16 protein-coding genes are annotated in these 17,375 nt (G+C 64.4%); 6 read left to right on the forward strand and 10 right to left on the reverse strand.

Going from position 1 to position 17,375, the window contains the following annotated elements:
- Nucleotides 1-47 precede the first annotated feature (47 nt).
- From IAG25_RS00160 to IAG25_RS00180, 5 genes are all read right to left on the reverse strand, one after another.
- Complete coding sequence (locus IAG25_RS00160; RefSeq protein WP_187603680.1) at nt 48-1,907, reverse strand: TRAP transporter large permease; 1,860 nt, start codon at nt 1,905-1,907, stop codon at nt 48-50.
- Between the two features lie 5 nt (nt 1,908-1,912).
- A complete protein-coding gene (locus tag IAG25_RS00165) occupies nt 1,913-2,953 on the reverse strand; it encodes a TRAP transporter substrate-binding protein (protein WP_187602970.1) in 1,041 nt (346 codons plus the stop codon).
- 86 nt (nt 2,954-3,039) lie between these two features.
- Nucleotides 3,040-3,804, reverse strand: coding sequence for an SDR family NAD(P)-dependent oxidoreductase (locus tag IAG25_RS00170; protein ID WP_187602971.1), 765 nt, complete (start codon nt 3,802-3,804; stop codon nt 3,040-3,042).
- A 52-nt stretch (nt 3,805-3,856) separates the two neighbouring features.
- Nucleotides 3,857-4,855, reverse strand: coding sequence for a transketolase family protein (locus IAG25_RS00175; protein ID WP_035509509.1), 999 nt, complete (start codon nt 4,853-4,855; stop codon nt 3,857-3,859).
- Nucleotides 4,852-5,622 (reverse strand): transketolase, encoded by a 771-nt coding sequence (locus tag IAG25_RS00180; RefSeq protein WP_222946356.1) that lies wholly within the window; start codon nt 5,620-5,622, stop codon nt 4,852-4,854. Before IAG25_RS00180 ends, IAG25_RS00175 begins: the two co-directional genes overlap by 4 nt.
- 222 nt (nt 5,623-5,844) lie before the next feature.
- Here IAG25_RS00180 and gcvA point away from each other — a divergent pair, with 222 nt between their 5' ends.
- The 3 genes from gcvA (at nt 5,845) to IAG25_RS00195 (ending at nt 9,008) form a co-directional block, all read left to right on the forward strand.
- On the forward strand, nt 5,845-6,738 hold the full coding sequence (gene gcvA, locus IAG25_RS00185; protein ID WP_187602973.1) for a transcriptional regulator GcvA: 894 nt from the start codon (nt 5,845-5,847) through the stop codon (nt 6,736-6,738).
- A gap of 95 nt (nt 6,739-6,833) precedes the next feature.
- Complete coding sequence (locus tag IAG25_RS00190) at nt 6,834-8,507, forward strand: hypothetical protein (RefSeq protein WP_187602974.1); 1,674 nt, start codon at nt 6,834-6,836, stop codon at nt 8,505-8,507.
- A gap of 105 nt (nt 8,508-8,612) precedes the next feature.
- Nucleotides 8,613-9,008 carry a hypothetical protein gene (locus tag IAG25_RS00195; protein ID WP_187602975.1) on the forward strand — a complete coding sequence of 132 codons (396 nt, stop codon included), beginning with the start codon at nt 8,613-8,615 and terminating at the stop codon, nt 9,006-9,008.
- A 21-nt stretch (nt 9,009-9,029) separates the two neighbouring features.
- Here IAG25_RS00195 and IAG25_RS00200 read toward each other — a convergent pair whose 3' ends face one another.
- The 5 genes from IAG25_RS00200 to IAG25_RS00220 all read right to left on the reverse strand — a co-directional run bounded on the left by IAG25_RS00200 (nt 9,030) and on the right by IAG25_RS00220 (nt 14,214).
- Entirely contained in the window at nt 9,030-10,358 is a 1,329-nt protein-coding gene (locus tag IAG25_RS00200) for a type II toxin-antitoxin system HipA family toxin (RefSeq protein WP_187603681.1), read from the reverse strand.
- Entirely contained in the window at nt 10,358-10,678 is a 321-nt protein-coding gene (locus tag IAG25_RS00205; protein WP_187602976.1) for a helix-turn-helix transcriptional regulator, read from the reverse strand. Before IAG25_RS00205 ends, IAG25_RS00200 begins: the two co-directional genes overlap by 1 nt.
- Before the next feature lie 124 nt (nt 10,679-10,802).
- Complete coding sequence (locus IAG25_RS00210; RefSeq protein ID WP_187602977.1) at nt 10,803-12,287, reverse strand: aldehyde dehydrogenase family protein; 1,485 nt, start codon at nt 12,285-12,287, stop codon at nt 10,803-10,805.
- Nucleotides 12,288-12,289: 2 nt separating this feature from the next.
- A complete protein-coding gene (speB, locus tag IAG25_RS00215) occupies nt 12,290-13,255 on the reverse strand; it encodes an agmatinase (protein ID WP_035504913.1) in 966 nt (321 codons plus the stop codon).
- Between the two features lie 113 nt (nt 13,256-13,368).
- Nucleotides 13,369-14,214: a helix-turn-helix transcriptional regulator gene (locus IAG25_RS00220; protein WP_035504910.1), complete on the reverse strand. Its 846-nt coding sequence runs from the start codon at nt 14,212-14,214 to the stop codon at nt 13,369-13,371.
- Nucleotides 14,215-14,415: 201 nt separating this feature from the next.
- Here IAG25_RS00220 and IAG25_RS00225 point away from each other — a divergent pair, with 201 nt between their 5' ends.
- From IAG25_RS00225 to IAG25_RS00235, 3 genes are all read left to right on the forward strand, one after another.
- A complete protein-coding gene (locus tag IAG25_RS00225; RefSeq protein WP_187602978.1) occupies nt 14,416-14,763 on the forward strand; it encodes a cupin domain-containing protein in 348 nt (115 codons plus the stop codon).
- Between the two features lie 157 nt (nt 14,764-14,920).
- A complete protein-coding gene (locus tag IAG25_RS00230; RefSeq protein WP_255503507.1) occupies nt 14,921-16,270 on the forward strand; it encodes an NAD(P)/FAD-dependent oxidoreductase in 1,350 nt (449 codons plus the stop codon).
- Nucleotides 16,271-16,285: 15 nt separating this feature from the next.
- Nucleotides 16,286-17,239, forward strand: a complete 954-nt coding sequence (locus tag IAG25_RS00235) for a LysR family transcriptional regulator (protein WP_187602979.1) — start codon at nt 16,286-16,288, stop codon at nt 17,237-17,239.
- The last annotated feature ends 136 nt before the right edge of the window (nt 17,240-17,375 follow it).

Consider the following 17,375-nt stretch of genomic DNA (forward strand, 5'->3'; position numbering starts at 1 on the left):
CTGGCCGCTCCATCGAAGGAGCGGCATCACTGAGCGTTGAACGGAATTTATTTCAGGAAGCCCGTGGAGATCCACGGAATCGCGGCGACGAAAATCAGCCCGACGATCAGGGCCGCGATATAGCCGACGATCGGCTTCATGCCTTCATCCGGATGGATGCGGCTCACTGCGCAGGCCGAGTAATAGCCGACGCCGAACGGCGGCGCGAACAGGCCCACGCCCATCGAGAGGATCACGACCATCGCGTAGTGCACGTCGTTGATGCCCATCTGGCGCGCGATCGGGAACATCAGCGGGCCGAACAGCACGATCGCGGGAATGCCTTCCAGCACGCTGCCGAGCACGATGAACACGAGTATCGACGCCGCCATGAACATCCATGTGCCGCCGGGCAGCGCGCCCATCGTGCGCGCGAGCTGGCCCGAAAAGCCCGATTGCGTGAGCGCCCACGCCATGCTCGTCGCCGCGCCGATGATCAGCAGGATCGCGCCGGAGAGCGCGGCGGTGTCGATCAGCATCGGCTTCAAGCGGCCCCATTCGAAGCGGCGATAGATCAAGAGACCCGCGATCACCGCATAGCCGATGCCGATGGTCGATACTTCCGTCGCCGTGGCGATGCCTTCGACCACGGCCGCGCGAATCACGAAGGGCAGCGCGAGCGCGGGCAGGGCGATCGCGAGCTTGCGCACGATCTCCTTGCGGGTCGCGCGCTTCACGCCGGAGAGATCGTCGCTGCGATAGCGCCACCAGACGACCGTGCACAACGTCACCGCGAGCACGATGCCGGGCAGCATGCCGCCGGTGAAGAGCGCCGAGATCGACACGCCCGTCACCGAGCCGAGCGTGATGAGCACGAGACTCGGCGGGATGGTTTCGGTCTGCGCACCCGTGGCCGCGAGCAGCGCGACGAGATCGCCCGGCTTCGCGCCGCGCGCCTTCATCTCGGGAAACAGCACGGGCGCGACCGCCGCCATGTCGGCCGCTTTCGAGCCGGAGATGCCCGACACCAGATACATCGCGCCGACGAGCACGTACGACAGGCCGCCGCGCACGTGGCCGAGCATGCTGGCGAGGAACGCGATCATCGCGTTGGCCATGCCTGTCATCTCGATCAGCTGGCCGAGGAACACGAAGAGCGGCACGGAAAGCAGGATCAGATGCGACATGCCTTCGTCCATGCGCCCGACGACCACGACGAGCGGCGTGCTCGTGGTGAGCGCGAGATAGCCGAAGGTCGCGAGACCGAACGAGAACGCGATGGGCACGCCCGAGAGCACGCACAGCGCGACGAGGCCGACGAAGAAGATCAGCAGGTTGAGATTGCCGAGGCCTTTGAGCAGCGGACTCGCCGCATAGAACGCGATGGCGACCGCGGCCACCAGCGCGAGCGCGCCGATGGTGAGCTTCCAGTTCCCCACGCGCACGAGCCGCAGGCACGCGACGAGCAGCATCAGGCCCGCGCCGATCGGCAACGCGGCGGCGCGCCACGAGTTGGCGATATCGAGCGCGGGCGTCGTGATGAACGATTCGTCCTGCGCGAAGTCCACCGCCGGTCCGATCACCATCAGCAGGAACGCGAGCGGCGCGGCGATCGCGATGACATCGAGAAACGCGCGCACGCCCGGCGAGGCCATGCCGACCAGCGCCGTCATGCGCATGTGCTCGCCGCGCCGCAGCGCCACGACCGCGCCCAGCATCGCGAGCCACAGGAACAGCATCGACGCGAGTTCGTCGGACCAGACGAGCGGCGTGTGCAGCGCATAGCGGCTCGTCACGCCGGCGAACAGCACCACGATCTCGGCCAGGACCAGCAGCGCGGCGGGAATCTCCACGCAGTGGCCGAGCCAGGTGTCGAGAAACGCGGCGACGCGGTGTGGCGCCGGATGCGGAAGCGGGATCGTGTGCATGGCTTTCATACCAGTTTTCCGGTGTACTTTTCGAGCGTGCCCCAGCCTTGATCGCCGTACTTGGCTTTCCAGTCGCTATAGAAGCTGGTCTTCTTGAGCGCGCCGCGGAAGGCTTCGCGGTCCACATCCACGATGGTGATGCCTTTGCCCTTCAACTGATCGCGCAACGAGCCGTTGAGCTGGGCGATGTCCGCGCGTTGCAGCATGCCGGCGGCGTCGAATTCGCGCGTGACGATGGCGCGCATGTCGGCGGGCAGCGCTTGCCACGCGCGACGGTTGCCGAGAATCCAGTACGCGTCCCACACGTGCGAGGTCAGGCTGATGGACTTCTGCACTTCGTAGAGCTTGGCCGTCGCGATGATCGGCAGCGGATTCTCCTGGCCTTCCACCACGCCGGTTTGCAGCGCCGAGTAGAGCTCGTTGAAGTTGATGGGCGCCGGGCCCGCGTCGAGCGACTTGAAGAGCGAGGTGAGCATCGGCGCTTGCGGCACGCGAATCTTGAAGCCCTTCAGATCGGCGGGCGTCTTCACGACGCGCGTGGACGAGCTGATCTGGCGAAAGCCGTTGTCCCACGGTTTCGACACCGCGAGAATGCCGGACTTCTCGACCTGCGAGCGGACATAGCCGCCGAGATCGCCGTCCATCGCTTTCCAGACGTGGTCGTAATCGGGGAACGCGAAACCCGTGTTGACGATGCCCGCGGCGGGCGTGAGCGTCGCGAGAATCGACGAGGCGAGATTGAAGAACTCGACGCCGCCGCTGCGCACCTGCGAGAGCAGGTCCGTGTCGGAGCCGAGCTGGTTCGCCGGGAACAGCTTGATGTCGAGCTTGCCGCCGGTGGCTTCGCGAATCTTGTCGCAGGCCTGCTGCGCGCGGATGTTCACCGGATGCGTCGGGTCCTGGCCCGTCGCGAGCTTGTACGAGAAGTCCGCCGCCGACGCCTTGCGTGTCGTGAGGCTCCAGAGCGGCGCGGCTGCGGCGATGGTGGCGCCCGTCTTCAGGAACGTGCGCCTGTCGATGCCGCTTTTGATCGAGCGGGTGGTCATGATGTGCTCCTCCAAACCTGGTTATGGCGATCGGTTTTGTCTGCGTGGAGCACGCGCTCTCGACGGCGCGTGTCTCCGATACTGCGTCAGCCGTGGATCAGCATGCCTCCGTTCACATCGATCACGGCGCCGGTGATGTAGGACGAAATCGGCGACGCGAGGAACAGGAATGCGCCCGCCACGTCGTCCGGCCCGCCGAGACGGTTGAGCGGAATGCCGGCGAGAATCTCGACGCGCTTCTCGTCGCTGATCTTGCCCGCGTTGATGTCGGTCTGGATCAGGCCGGGCGTCACGCAGTTCACGCGGATGCCGTCGTTGCCCAGTTCGCGCGCCATCGCCTTGGCGAGACCGAGCACGCCCGCTTTGGCCGCGGAATAGTGCGGGCCGCCGAGAATGCCGCCGCCGCGCTGCGCCGATACCGACGACATGCAGCCGATCGAGCCGCTGCCCTGACGCTTCATCTGCGGCACGACCGCCTGCGAGAGATACAGCACGCCGCGCAGGTTCACGTCGAGGACGCGGTCCCAGCTTTGCGCGTCGATGTCGAGCAGCTTCACGGCCTGCGTGATGCCCGCGTTGTTGATGAGCACGTCGATGACGCCGAAATCCGCGATGACTTGTTGCACGGCTTTATCGCAGGCGGCGCGGTCGGTGACGTTGCACGCGTAGCCGCGATGCTCCGGTCCGATTTCGCTGGCGGCTTCGCGCGCGGCGGTTTCATCGAGATCGAGAATGGCGACTTTCGCGCCGTGCTTCGCGAACATTCGGGCGGTCGCCATGCCGATTCCTCGCGGCGACGCCGCTCCGGAAATGACGGCGACCTTGCCTTCGAGAAGACGCGACTCTGACATGATGGTGTGCTCCTGATCGATGATGAAATTGTTCGGGACGAGTGGTGACGGCTCAGCCGAGCCAGCCTTTGATGGTGTTGCACATCGCTTCGGTGGAAATGCCGTAGCGATCGTGTAGCGTGGGCAATGCGCCGGCGTCGAGGAAGGCGTCGGGCAAGGCGATCTGGCGGAACGCCGGCGTCACGCCCGCGCCGAGCAAGGTGCGCGCGACCGCTTCGCCGAGACCGCCGATCACGCTATGGTTCTCCGCGACGACGACCATGCGGCCGGTGCGCTTCGCCTCGCGCAGAATGGTGGCGGTGTCGAGCGGCTTGATGGTCGGCACGTGCAGCACGGCGACATCGACGTTGTCCTGTTCGAGCGCTTTCGCGGCTTCGAGCGAGCGCATGGTCATGATCCCGGAGGACACCAGCAACACGTCGGCGCCGTCGCGCAGCAGCTTGGCTTTGCCAAGCTCGAAGCGATAGCCGTATTCGTCGAGCACGGCGGGCACATTGCCGCGCAGAAGTCGCGCATACACCGGACCTTTGTGTGCGGCGATGGCAGGCACCATCTGCTCGATATCGAGCGCATCGCACGGATCGATCACGGTCATGTTCGGCATCGCACGCATCAATGCGAGGTCTTCGGCCGCCTGATGGCTCGGGCCGTAACCGGTCGTCAAACCCGGCAGCGCGGCGACGATCTTCACGTCGAGATTGTCTTCAGCGATCGTCTGATGGATGAAGTCATAAGCGCGTCGCGTCGCGAACACGGCATAGGTCGTGACGAACGGCAGCGCGCCTTCATGCGCCATGCCCGCCGCCGCGCCCATCAACAGTTGCTCGGCCATGCCCATCTGGTAATAGCGCTCGGGAAATTCCTTCCCGAAGATATGCAGGTCGGTGTACTTGCCGAGGTCGGCTGTCATGCCGACGACATTCGCGTTGCTGCGCGCGAGTTCCGCGAGCGCGTGGCCGAACGGCGCGGAACGCGTGACCTGTCCTTCGCCCGCGATGGACGCGATCATCGCCGATGTCTTCAGGCGCGGCTTCTTCGCTACGGTGCTCATGCGTTTCTCCCGGCTTCCAGTGCTTCGAGCGCGAGTTGCCACTCGTGCGGATCGACGCGGATGAAGTGATTCTTCTCACGCTCTTCGAGGAACGGCACGCCAGAGCCCATCTTCGTATCGCACACGATGATGCGCGGCTTCGCGTCCTTCAAGTTGCGTGCGTTGTCGAAGGCCTGCTTCACGGCGTCGATATCGTTGCCGTCGATGCGCTGCACGTACCAGCCGAACGCTTCGAGCTTTTCGACGAGCGGCTCGAACGCCATGATCTGCGTCGAGGGGCCATCGGCTTGCTGGTTGTTCACATCGACCATCGCGATGAGGTTGTCGAGCTTCCAGTGCGCGGCGGACATGAGGCCTTCCCAGACCGAACCTTCGTCGAGTTCGCCATCTGAAAAGAGCGTGTAGACGAAGGACTTGGAGCCCTTGCGCTTCAGGCCGAGACAACGGCCTACTGCAATCGTGAGTCCTTGCCCGAGCGATCCGCCCGACATCTCCATACCGGGCGTGTAGCTCGCCATGCCGGACATCGGCAGACGGCTGTCGTCGCTGCCGTAGGTTTCGAGTTCGTCCTGCGGCAGGATGCCCGCTTCGAAAAGCGCGGCGTACAGCGCGATCGCATAGTGGCCGTTCGAGAGCAGGAAGCGGTCGCGCTCTTCCCAGTCGGGGTCTTCAGGGCGATAGTTCATCGCGCCGAAGTAGGCGACGGCCAGCACATCGGCGATATCGAGCGCCTGGCCGATATAGCCCTGGCCCTGCACTTCACCCATGAGTAGCGCGTTGCGGCGGATGCGATGAGCATGTTCCGCGAGCTGCGTGATGCTCGTGTTCACGGCGATGTCTCCTTGTTTGCTTTTGTCGGTTGCGCCTGCGATCCGGGTATTCCCTTGTTTGGTGCGTCAGGCCCGTATATGAAGCGTATTCGCTTGATGACGCGCGCTCAAACGAATTAAAGTGGCTGATCGTTGAACTGAATTCATGCGATCACTGCAATGCAACATCGAGTCACGCTCAAGTCCATACAGGCTTTCGAGGCCGCTGCGAGGCTTTCGTCCTTCTCGCTTGCTGCGGACGAGCTTTTCGTGACCCCTTCGGCGGTCAGTCATCAGATCAAATTGCTGGAGGAGCAACTGAGCGTGCGGCTCTTTCATCGCATGCACCGGACGGTGATCCTGACCGACAGCGGGCGGCGCTATGCGGAGGAGATCGGCGCGGCGTTCGCGCGCATCGACAAGGCGACGCGCGATATCGGGCGCGTGGCCAAGAGCGACATCCTCACGCTGCATTCGACGCCGAGCTTCGCGACGCAATGGCTGATGCCACGGCTCGCGCGCTTTTCGGCGCTGCATCCGGATATCGACTTGCGGCTGAATGCATCCAACGATCCGGTGGACCTGACGCGCGAGGCGGTGGATATCGATTTGCGTTATGGCGCGCGCCGCTTGCAGCCTGCGGGGACGATGGTGCTCGATCTGCCCACCGAAACGATCGTGCCGCTGTGCTCGCCGACGCTGCTCGAAGGCGAGCATCCGATACGCACGGTCGCGGACCTGCGGCATCACACGCTCATTCACAGCGAGGGATGTCTCGTCGGCTGGCGCGACTTCATGCGGCTGCATCGCAAGACGCCGATCGACATCTCACGCGGGCCGCGTTTCGATCGCTCGTTCATGGCGATCAGCGCGGCGACGGATGGCGGGGGCGTGTGTCTGGAGAGCTTACTTCTGGTGCAGCGCGAGCTGGAGACGGGGCGGCTCGTCGCGCCGTTCGGCTTCGACGGACTCAAGGTCAATGGCTATACGCTCAATCTGCTCAAGTCGTGCGCGGACTTGCCGAAGGTGCGCAGTTTTCAGGACTGGTTGTTCGAGGAGCTGGACCGGTCTTGAAGAAGCGTCAGCGTGATCGCACTGCTTTCTGAGACTTCGGGGTTCGCTCGCCATGCCCGATGTATCATCCGTCATGTCACTTGCGCCGACTGACTATGCCCGAGCACCGTACCCACAGGATCGAGGCAAGAGCGGGAGCCACCGGGTTCCTCTTCGTTGTCGCGTATGCGGCGCTTTCGTTGACAGCGATAGCGCTCGTCGGCCCCTATGGCTGGGACGACGGCGCCATCACCGTGGCCTATGCGCGCACACTCGGGCGGCACGGTTTATTTGCGTTGACGCCCGCTTCGGTGTCGGCCGAAGGTACGTCGAGCCTGCTCATGACGGCGATGCTGGCGATGGGGCAGTGGCTGCTTCAGCCAGGCTTTCTCGAAGCAATCAGGACGGCGCAATTGCTCTCCTTCATCGCACTGAGCGCGACTTTGGCGCTCGTGTGGCGCGCCCTTCAACCGTTCCTGCCGAGCCCGACGCATCGCCTCATCGTGGTGAGCTTGCTTGGGCTGCTGCCGGCCTGTCAGGCCGAGATCGTCAATGGCATGGAAATGACGGTCTTTGCGTTGCTGCTGTTTGCATTCGTGCTCTGCTGGCGCGCGCAATCGACGTTCGCCTTTGCCCTGTTGCCGCTTCTGTTGCTGGTCCGCTTCGAGGCGGTGTTCTATCTGGGTTTCGCGCTTGGCTGGATGGTCGTGTTTTGCCCGCACGATCGTCCGCGTGCCATTCGAATGTGCGCGTGGCTCATGCTTTGTTTTCTGCTGCTGACGATCTGGAGGTATTGGGTCTTCGGAGCGCTTGTGCCGAATACCATCCTGGCCAAGCTTCAGGTGCCCTACAGTAAAAAAGGCTGGGAGGGCGTAGCGGAGAAGCTGCGCGGGCTGGAGGATTTCCTCTTCGTGAACGCTGCGTTTCTGGCTGGCATGTATATGAGCCGGAAGCGCGTTCAGGAGCGCCGTCCGGATCCGATGCCCGTACTGCTGATATGTGCCTTCGGCGTGTTCGCACTGATATCGGGAAGAAACTGGGGTTATACGGGGCGGATGTTCGTGGCGGTGCTGCCCGTGTTCGTCCTTGCTCTCGCGGAACGTTTCGCAGATATGCGTCAGCCACGTGTATTGCGCGGACTATTGCTGTGCCTTTGTGGAAGCTTCCTGGTCAACCTTGCGGTGCTGCGCGAAAACGTCGACACGATCATCCTCGGTGCGGCGATGCGCGGCGTATTGCCGTCCGTATTGAATGCCGCCGGAGACGAGATCCGAAAGCGAGTGTGGGGCGAATCTCCCGGTGACTGGCGCGGTGTCACGCCACAGAACTACGCGATGACGGGTACATCGGTCGATCATCTGCGCGAGCATCTGGGGCAATCGACGCTCAAGTTCATGACGCCGGACGTCGGTGGCACCGCGTTGTGCTGCGAACGTCTTGACATTCTGGATTCGGGGCTCCTGACCAACCCTTCGCTCGCGCGTCGCGGGTATGCAGGGCTTGCCGAGTATCTGAACAAGGAGCGCCCGGAAGTCATCGAAACGCATGGCCTATGGAGCCGCGAAAGCGGCATATATTCGGTCGCCGAATTCGAGGCGAACTATCTGCCGGCGATATACGACGGAACGCTCTTCTGGTTGCGTCATGATGTCCTTCAGCGCCTGGTGGCTCGCGGCCTCGCCGCCGACCCTGTTCGGCTGGACAGGCTGCCTGATATTCGTTATCTGGGAGACAGTGGCGACGTTTCGCAACTGACGCGATTTTCCGCCGTGACAGTGCTCGGCCGATGAACCGGCAGTCTCCCGGATTCGCGTGGATGGTGAGTATGAAACCGCATGGACGAAAAGCCTCGTTTGCCTGATACTGTGCCCTCTCCAAAGGGCTGGGAGATTCAGATGCGCGCGTACGTCTCGCTGCCTGTTCTGGCTTTACCGATTCTCCTCGCCGCCTGCAACACGCCGCCCATTCCACCGGGGAAGTCGGTGGACATACCGACGGCGCTCCAGAATGTCCTGGACGGCGTGTGCAACTTCAAGAAGGCTCAGGCCGAACACGGGCAGAACTACGGCGTCGCGATCGATTCGATCACCGTTGAACTCGACCTGACCGTCGATGGCGCGCAAACCCCGCCCGTCTCCGTCGCGCCCGATATCAAGTTCATCCCGACCGTCAGTTACGGGCACATCATCACGGCGAATACGGGAAGCAGGCTGCTCGTGTCGCTGAAGAACGTCGATGGCGCGAAGGGCGCCGACATGAAGTGTCCATCGTCCGCGCCTCCGCCGAAATGAACGACGCCTCGGCGCACCCCGTCACACGAGCTTGCGTGCGAGCCGGCGCATGCCGTCGAAGATGGCGTCGGCGACGTCCATCGGGAAGTCGCCGGGTAGAAGCGCGGCCACTTCGTCGATGACCGCGGGCGTGCGCGCGCCGAGATCGTCGATCATCGATTCGACTTCGGGGACTGCGAGCCCGACGCGCCGTCCCTGCGCGATCCAGTGCCGGCGCTGGATTTCGCCGATCAGATAGTGGACGTTCTTGCCGCGCACGGCCATCGCGAGCCGCACGCGTCGCGCGGCGAACTTGTCGGGCCCGCGGCCGATGAGCGGATGCGCCGAAAGCACGTCGTAGAGCGGCGTCGATTCGTACTGGTTGCCGGGCAGATGCGCGATGCTGAAGTTCTTCGCATGGCCATCGGTTGCGGCGAGGAGCCAGAAGATCATCTGCGTCAGGAAAAAGTGACGGCGATCCTGCGCGGCGCGCATCGATCCGGAGAGCACGTCCATGATGCGCTCGATGCCCGGGCCGCCGTCCGATTCGTACTTGTGCAGCGCGGGCGTGCCGGTGGCCTGACACATGTCTTCCTGCGGCAGGCGCAGAATCCACGACTTGTCGCTCGACAGGCGGCGATCGAAGCGCTCGACGACCAGCACCTTCTGATCCGCGAACCGGTCCATCTCGCAGCGCGCGATGGGCAGGCCGTACGCGGCGACGATCTTCGAGCAGAGCCATTCGTTCTCGACCGACGTGCGCATGTCGGCGCGCATGTTACCGACGAGGCCGAGCGGCAGCTTGAAGATATGCGTGGTCGGGGTGCTGCCTTCCGGCAGAAGCCAGCGCCTGCCGTGACGCAGGAGCGCGGTCTTTTCCTGCGCGCCGGCGATGGACAGGCGCAGGTCGTCGACCGCTTCGTGCTGGCCGAGCTGCGGCGCGGTTGTCGTCTCGCGCAACAGTCGCGCGATCTGTGCTTCGGTGAGCGCGCGGCCCTTGATGCTTTCGAGATCGGCGGGCTCTTCGCCTGGCGGCAGCATCTGAATGGCGCCGACGCAATCGCGGCCCAGTTGCGCGAGCAACTCGAACGGCGTCGTGCCGCCGGTGCGAAAGCGCGTGGCGATGCGGCGGCGGATCGGCTCGCTGTCGGGCAGGAGGTTGTCGAAGAAATCCGTGACGACCTGCCCGCGCCACGGCTGATTGCCCGGCGTAAAGGGCAGCGACAGCGATAGCGGACGGCCTTGTGTATCGGCGATCCAGTCTTCGCGATAGACGAGCCGTTCGCCGCCGGCGCCGTTTTCCCAGTATCCGACGGGCAGACCGTTCATCCACAGGTCGAGCCGTCCTGTTTGCGTGCGGCGCGCCATGATTACCAGTTCTCCCGCTTTTTCGTGGCGTCGGTCTGCCGCGATGCGCGGCGGGTGCGCGCCGGCGTTGCTTTCGCGGCGACGGGCGGCGGGTCGGCCGGCGGGGATTCGCTTCGGGTGAGCGCGAGTTCGACGTCGAGCACGCGCAGAACCTTGAACAGGCGCTCGACGCTCACGGCCGCGGGATTGGCTTCGAGTTGCGCGTAAGTCTGCTGGGTGACGCCCAGACGTTCCGCGACCGTCGCTTGCGTCAGGCCCGCGGCCTTGCGGAAGCCGAGCAGGATCGGCCTGAGCTGGCCGAGTGTTTTCAGGGAATAGTCCACCGCGTGCTCCTACAGGCTTTAAGCTGTAAATCGATTTTACAGCTTATGGGCTGTTTGTGCAGAAAACAGGCCATCGACTGTAAATAAAATATACAGCTTATCGACTGTAGGAGGATGCGCGGCGCTATCCGCGTGACACGATGGTATGACGCAACTCCTGATAGCTGCGCAAACCGGCAACACCCAGTTCACGGCCGATGCCGCTCAAACCGAGTCCGCCCCAGCACACTTGCGGGAAGATCAGTTGCGGTGTGTTGATCCAGACGAGGCCCGCACGCAGCGCATTGCGATAGCGGCGTGCGGCTTCGTCGTCACGCGTGACGACCGTCGCCACGAGTCCATAGCGCGTGTCATTGGCGAGCGCGATGGCTTCGTCGTCGGTTCGGAACGATTTCACGCACGCGACCGGCCCGAACACTTCCTCCGTCCACAACACGTTGGCCGTATCCGGCTCCGCGACGACGACGGGCGCCATGAAAAAGCCTTCCGCGCAGGCACTGTCGAGCGCGCCGCTGAACGCGATCTTCGCGCCGTCGGCCACGCCTTGTTCGAGCAACGCTTGTACGCGCGCGCGCTGCGCGCCCGAAATGAGCGGGCCCATCGCGACGTTTTCAGTCCCCGGCGACCCGACCACGAGCGCGCGCACCGCCGCTTCGAAGGCGGCCATGAACTTGCGATAGACATCGTCGTGCACGATGACGCGCGAGGTGGCCGAACACATCTGCCCCGCGTTCGTGAACGCGCCGCCGACCGCGAGCGCGACCGCGTGTTCTATGTCCGCGTCGGCACGCACGATCAGCGCGGATTTCCCGCCGAGTTCGAGCGTCACGCGCTTCATGTCCTGCGCTGCGCTCTGCATGACCTTGCGGCCCACGGCCGTGCTGCCCGTGAACGAAATCTTGTCGACGAGCGGATGCGCCGCGAGCCGCGCGCCCACTTCGCCGCCGCCGTTCACGAGATTCACGACGCCATCGGGCACACCCGCTGCCGTCATGATTTCCGCGAGCCTGTGCTCGACCGGCGACGTGAATTCGGAGGGCTTCAGCACTACGGTGCAACCCGCAGCGAGCGCGGGCGCGATCTTCCACGAAGTCGTGACCATCGGGAAATTCCACGGCACGATCAGCGCGGCCACGCCAACCGCTTCGTAATGACGTTCGCCAGTCACGGTGTCGTCGGGCAATGCGAGCGCGTCGGCGGCGAAGAGCAAACCGTTCCCGCACAGGTCCGCGTAGTAATCGAACGTGGCGATGGCGTCGCTTACATCGGTGTCGGCTTCGAGCGGCGGTTTGCCGCTCACCTGCTGCTGCATCGCGGAGAGGCCCGCGCGCTCCGTTGCGAGCAGTTCGGCGATCTTGCGCAGCACCTCGCCGCGCGAAGCGGGCGTCCGGTTGCGCCATGCATCGAGCGCGGCGCGCGCCGCACGCACGGCGGCATCGATTTGCGCGGCATCGGCGTGTTCCTGCCAGCCGATCACCTCGCCCGTCGATGCATCGTGAATCGCATTGCCCGCTTCCCAGTTCGATGCGCCGTAGCGCGTACCCGCAATCGTCGCGGCGGGCAGCAGGAGCGAGCCGTCTTCGGGATGTCGTTCGAGTCGAGCAGCCATGTTCAACCTCGCGTGCTTTGACGGTAAGTGACGCCCGGCATCACGCAGAGCATTTCGAACGCGAGATTGGCGCCGACGAGCGCTGTCGTGCCGGCCTGATCGTAAGGCGGCGAGACCTCGACGAGATCCGCGCCGACGACGTTGAGCCCCTTCATGCCGCGCACGATTTCGAGACCTTGCTGCACGGTCAGGCCGCCCACTTCGGGCGTGCCGGTGCCGGGCGCGAACGCGGGGTCGAGCCCGTCGATATCGAAGCTCAGATAGACGGGCGCATCGCCCACGCGCGCGCGCACTTCCTCCATCAACGGCGCGAGCGACCTGTTCCAGCACGCTTCGGCCTGCACCACGGTGAAGCCCTGTTCGCGGCACCAGTCGAAGTCGTCGGCGTGGTAGCCGGTGCCGCGCAGGCCGATTTGCGTGACCTTGTCGCACTGGAGCAGACCGTCTTCCACCGCGCGTCGAAACGGCGTGCCGTGCGCGATCTTCTCGCCGAACATCGTGTCGTTGACGTCGGCGTGGGCATCGACATGCACCACGGCAACCTTGCCGTACTTCTTGTGCAACGCGCGCAGGATCGGCCACGCGATCGTGTGATCGCCGCCGAGCGTGATCGGACGGCAGCCGTTCGCGACGATCGCGTCGTAGGCCGATTCGATCAGGCGGATCGAATCCTTCAAATCATAGGGATTGGTGGCGACATCGCCGATGTCGGCCACTTGCAGCGAATCGAAGGGCGCGGCGCGCGTCGCCATGTTGTAGGGGCGCAGCAGCACGGATTCAGAGCGGATCTGGCGCGGCCCGAAGCGCGCGCCCGAGCGGTTGGAGGTGCCGATATCGAGCGGCACGCCGACGAAACACGCGTCGAGGCCTTCGGTGCTGTTCGCCTGCGGCAGGCGCATCATGGTCGCGATGCCGCCGAAGCGCGGCATGTCGTTGCCGCCGAGCGGCTGGTTGAGTTCACGCTGCATGGGCTCGTCTCCCGTCATCGTTATGTGGACGGGGCGATGTTAGGCGACGAGACTGCCGCGCAAATCACGAAGTCGAAATGTTCACATCGAGCCGGTTCGATGTGAACGGGGCTTCAGGTGGCCGTGAGACGGGGGCAAGCCTGCCCCCACGCGATCAGATCGCGCTTGGTGCGCACGCCGAGCTTCGCGAACGCGCGCTTCACATACGACTCGGCCGTGCCGATGCGCACGCCGATGATCTCCGCCGCCTCGGGCACCGTGCGGCCCGTGATGAGATGCGTGCAGATTTCGTACTCGCGTTTCGACAGGCGCACGTCGTCGGCGGCGATGCGCGCGTCGAACTGCGCGAGCGGATGCAGGAACGAAGTGGGATGCGCGACGCGTTTCGCCGCGCTCGTCGAAGCGTGCAATTCGAGCAGCGGAAACAGGAACTCGCTCACGTTGCGAAAGCGGTTCATCTCGGCGAGCGTGAACGGCGGCGCGTCGAGCGAGCGTTCGAGCGCGATCGAATCCTGCGCGTGAGGCGTGCCGCGCGCGAGCACGCATTCATGCGCGATCAGCGCTTCGTCGAAGAGGCGCTGGCGAAATTCGCCGGGCGGTATCGCGCCGATGTCGCGCACCACGAGCAGCGTGCCGATCTTGCCGCGAATGCCCGCGAAGAGCGGATCGGTATCGTAGAAGCGGTCGTAGTAGAGCGTCATGACTTCGGAGATCACGCCCGTGTCCATGCCCACGCCGCTGCTGCCGATCCATTCGCAGCGAAAGCCCGTGGGCTTGCTGCGGTCTACCCGCGAGCGCTCGATGTGCACGACATTGAGCGGCACGACTTCATTGAGAAGCAGCGTGAGACGCGGCACGAAATCCGGTGTGCCGACAGCTTCGATGACTTTGCCAAGCGTCTTGAACGAGAGCGCGAACTCGGCTTGATCCTGATTGAGCGGGGGTACGTTGAGCAGCATGGCGCGCCGCGAAGAAAAGTCCCTTCGATTGTAGACCATGCGTTATAGCCCTTGCCAGAAGGGGTTTTCAGCAAATCTAGGTATTTACCCGCGCTTCGCTAAACGCCGCTTGTCCCCCCCGCGGGGGGGCATACCGGGGCAGCGTGAATCGGTAACTTTGGCGCACCGATTCAATTCAAACCGACGCAACAAGGGAAGCACATGAGCAAGCTGATTCAGGACATCGCGCCGCTGGGCGAGGGCATCGGGCAGTTCACGAAGCTGGACTACGGCATGGACGAAAGCGACTGGCGCGCGGCCGAAGGCCAGAGCGGCAACTACGTGATCGGCTGGTGGGAAGGCAAGGCCGGCGCTGTCGATTTCCCTGCGACGACGGCCGACGAAGCGGTCTGGCTCGTCGAAGGCAGGATCGCGCTGATCGACGTGAACGGCGGCCGCAAGGAATTCACGGCGGGGCAGGGCTATCTTCTGCCCGCGGGTTTCGCGGGCCGCTGGGAAACGATCGAGGACGCGAAGAAGTTCTACGTCGTGCTCGAACCGCAGCAATAACCGTCGCGCGCCGCGCCCGAGGAGGAGACACGTCATGAACGAAAGCGCGCAACTTTTCGAAGCCGACATCGCCGCGCCCGCGCAGAAGGCGTCGCGCGGCGTGCGTCGCGCGTCTGTCAAATTGAGCGTCGAGGAAGCGCTCGCCCGCACGCGCCTCATGCCTTACTGGCTCGACAATCCCGCCGAGCCGCCCGCGGAACCGGCGCTCGTGAGCGATATACGCGCCGATCTGCTGATCGTCGGCGGCGGCTTCACCGGGCTGTGGGCCGCGGTGCAGGCGAAGGAGCAGATGCCCGAACTCGATGTCGTGCTGATCGAGGCAGGCCGGATCGCGCATGGCGCATCGGGGCGCGCGGGCGGCATCATATCGACATCGGTGATGCACGGGCTGCCCAACGCGGTACGCGTGTTCCCGGACGATATCGCGGAGCTCGAAGAGTTCGGCCAGCGCAACCTCGACGGCTTCGAGGCGACGCTCAAACGCTACGGCATCGATGCCGACATCGAGTGGAACGGCGAGATGACGGTGGCCGTCGATCCGGATCACGTCGATCATCTGCGTGCCGATTACGATCTGCACAAGTCTTATGGCCACGACGTCGTGCTGCTCGACGCGGCGGCCACGCGCGCACAGCTCGATTCGCCGCTGTTCGCGGGCGCGCTCTGGTCGCGCAACCGCAGCGGCATCGTGCATCCGGCCAAGCTCGCGTGGGGTCTCAAGCGCGCGGCGCTCGAACTCGGCGTGAGGATCTACGAACACAGCCCGCTGATGACCGTAAGCGACGAAGGCGAGACCGTCTTCGTGAAGACGCCCGCAGGCACCGTGCGCGCGCCGCGCGTCGTGTTCGGCAGCGGCACCGCGAAAGTGGGCATTCCGGACATCAACCGCCGTGTGTTGCAGGTGCGCGATCACGTGCTCGCAACCGAGCCGCTCACCGACGAACAACTGTCGCGCATCGGCTGGAAGCAGCGCCAGGGCATTTACGACACGCGCACGCAGCTCAATTATTTCCGCCTCACGAAGAACAACAACATCATCTTCGGCGGCCTCGTGAGCTATCACTTCGACGGCGATCCCAATCCGCCGAGCGACCAGCAGCGCGACACCTACTACCGGCTCGCCCAAGCCTTCTACACGACCTTCCCGCAATTGAGCGATGTGCGCTTTTCGCACGCGTGGGGCGGCCCGATCGACTATTGCTCGCGCGGCTCGGTGTTCGCGAAGCGCTATCTCGGCGACAAGGCGGTGTTTGTCGCGGGCTACACGGGTTTCGGCGTGGCCGCGAGCCGCTTCGGCGCGTTCATGGGCCTGAACATCCTGTTCGATCGCGCAAGCCCCGAGCGCGCGCTCGACATCGCCAATCAAAGCCCGACGTACATCCCGCCCGAGCCGGTGCGATGGCTGGCCGCGAAGGTGACCTTCCACGCGTTCGACGGCGCCGATGCAGAAGGCGGCTGGAAGCGCGCGTGGATCAAGGGCATCAAGGCGATGGGCTTTCCCATGTGAGCGCGGCGTAATCGTATGTTCTCCAATACCTCCGATCTCGACCTGCGCCTCGTGCGCGTCTTTCTCGCGGTCGTCGATGCGCGCGGCATCACGGCCGCCGAAGCGACGCTCGGCGTGCGCCAGTCGACCATCAGCTCGCAGTTGTCCGCGCTGGAAGCACGCATGGGCTTTCGGCTCTGCGAACGCGGACGCGGCGGCTTTCGGCTCACGTCGAAAGGCGAGCGTTTCGTCGCGTCGGCGCGCGCGCTGGTTGCCGCGACGTCGCAGTTCGTCGCTCAGGTGCGCGATATCGATCGCAAGCTCGTGGGCACGCTGTCGATCGGTTTGATCGGGCAGGCGTCGCACGTCGAAAACGCGCGGCTCGCCGAAGCCATCGGCGCGTTTCGCAAGCGCGATCAGGCCGTGCGTTTCGCGATGCACGTCGCGCCGCCGCAGGAACTCGAAGAAAGCCTCGTCAATCAGCAGCTCGATATCGCGATCGGCTACTTCTGGCATCGCGTCGCGGGACTGTCGTACAGGAGGCTGTTCAGCGAGCGGCAGGTGATCTGTTGCGGGCGCGGGCATCCGCTCTTTCATGCCGGCCCGCATGTGACGTTCGACGATCTGCGCGCGCACGACTGGATCTGGCGCAGCTATCCCGTGCCCGAAGAGCTTGCGAGCATCGGCGAGCGCCGCGTGACGGCCATCGCGGACAACATCGACGCGGCCACCGTGCTGATTCTTTCGGGTAGCCATATCGGCTATCTGCCCACGCATCACGCCGAACCGTTCGAGCAGCGCGGCCTGATCCGGGTGCTGGGACGTACCGCCTTCGGCTTCGACGTGCCGCTGCATCTCGCGATGAAGCGCGGCATGGCCGACAAGCCGATCGTCCGGGCCTTCTGTGAAGACCTTCTCGGCGTCTATGGCATGCGCACGAGCGAGCGCGAGTCGCTCATGGATCAGCCTGAACACGCAGTAGAGGTGTGAGCGCGGCCAAACATTGGCCGGACCTGATGTGAACGTTTTGACTACGCAATATGGCGCGCATTCCGCTGCAGCAGAATGACCGCCGATAACGATAGTGCGTGAACCGGCATGCCGGACCACGCCTCAAGGAGCGAGA

Source organism: Caballeronia sp. EK (assembly GCF_014384845.1).
Lineage (GTDB): Bacteria > Pseudomonadota > Gammaproteobacteria > Burkholderiales > Burkholderiaceae > Caballeronia > Caballeronia jiangsuensis.

Coding starts and splice junctions, on each gene's coding strand:
- IAG25_RS00160 (WP_187603680.1), bottom strand. CDS start 1,907: ATGCACACGATCCCGCTTCCGCATCCGGCGCCACACCGCGTCGCCGCG.
- IAG25_RS00175 (WP_035509509.1), bottom strand. CDS start 4,855: ATGAGCACCGTAGCGAAGAAGCCGCGCCTGAAGACATCGGCGATGATC.
- IAG25_RS00235 (WP_187602979.1), top strand. CDS start 16,286: ATGTTCTCCAATACCTCCGATCTCGACCTGCGCCTCGTGCGCGTCTTT.
- IAG25_RS00230 (WP_255503507.1), top strand. CDS start 14,921: ATGCCTTACTGGCTCGACAATCCCGCCGAGCCGCCCGCGGAACCGGCG.
- IAG25_RS00220 (WP_035504910.1), bottom strand. CDS start 14,214: ATGCTGCTCAACGTACCCCCGCTCAATCAGGATCAAGCCGAGTTCGCG.
- IAG25_RS00180 (WP_222946356.1), bottom strand. CDS start 5,622: ATGGGTGAAGTGCAGGGCCAGGGCTATATCGGCCAGGCGCTCGATATC.
- IAG25_RS00165 (WP_187602970.1), bottom strand. CDS start 2,953: ATGACCACCCGCTCGATCAAAAGCGGCATCGACAGGCGCACGTTCCTG.
- IAG25_RS00210 (WP_187602977.1), bottom strand. CDS start 12,287: ATGGCTGCTCGACTCGAACGACATCCCGAAGACGGCTCGCTCCTGCTG.
- speB (WP_035504913.1), bottom strand. CDS start 13,255: ATGCAGCGTGAACTCAACCAGCCGCTCGGCGGCAACGACATGCCGCGC.
- IAG25_RS00190 (WP_187602974.1), top strand. CDS start 6,834: ATGCCCGAGCACCGTACCCACAGGATCGAGGCAAGAGCGGGAGCCACC.
- IAG25_RS00225 (WP_187602978.1), top strand. CDS start 14,416: ATGAGCAAGCTGATTCAGGACATCGCGCCGCTGGGCGAGGGCATCGGG.
- IAG25_RS00195 (WP_187602975.1), top strand. CDS start 8,613: ATGCGCGCGTACGTCTCGCTGCCTGTTCTGGCTTTACCGATTCTCCTC.
- gcvA (WP_187602973.1), top strand. CDS start 5,845: ATGCAACATCGAGTCACGCTCAAGTCCATACAGGCTTTCGAGGCCGCT.
- IAG25_RS00170 (WP_187602971.1), bottom strand. CDS start 3,804: ATGTCAGAGTCGCGTCTTCTCGAAGGCAAGGTCGCCGTCATTTCCGGA.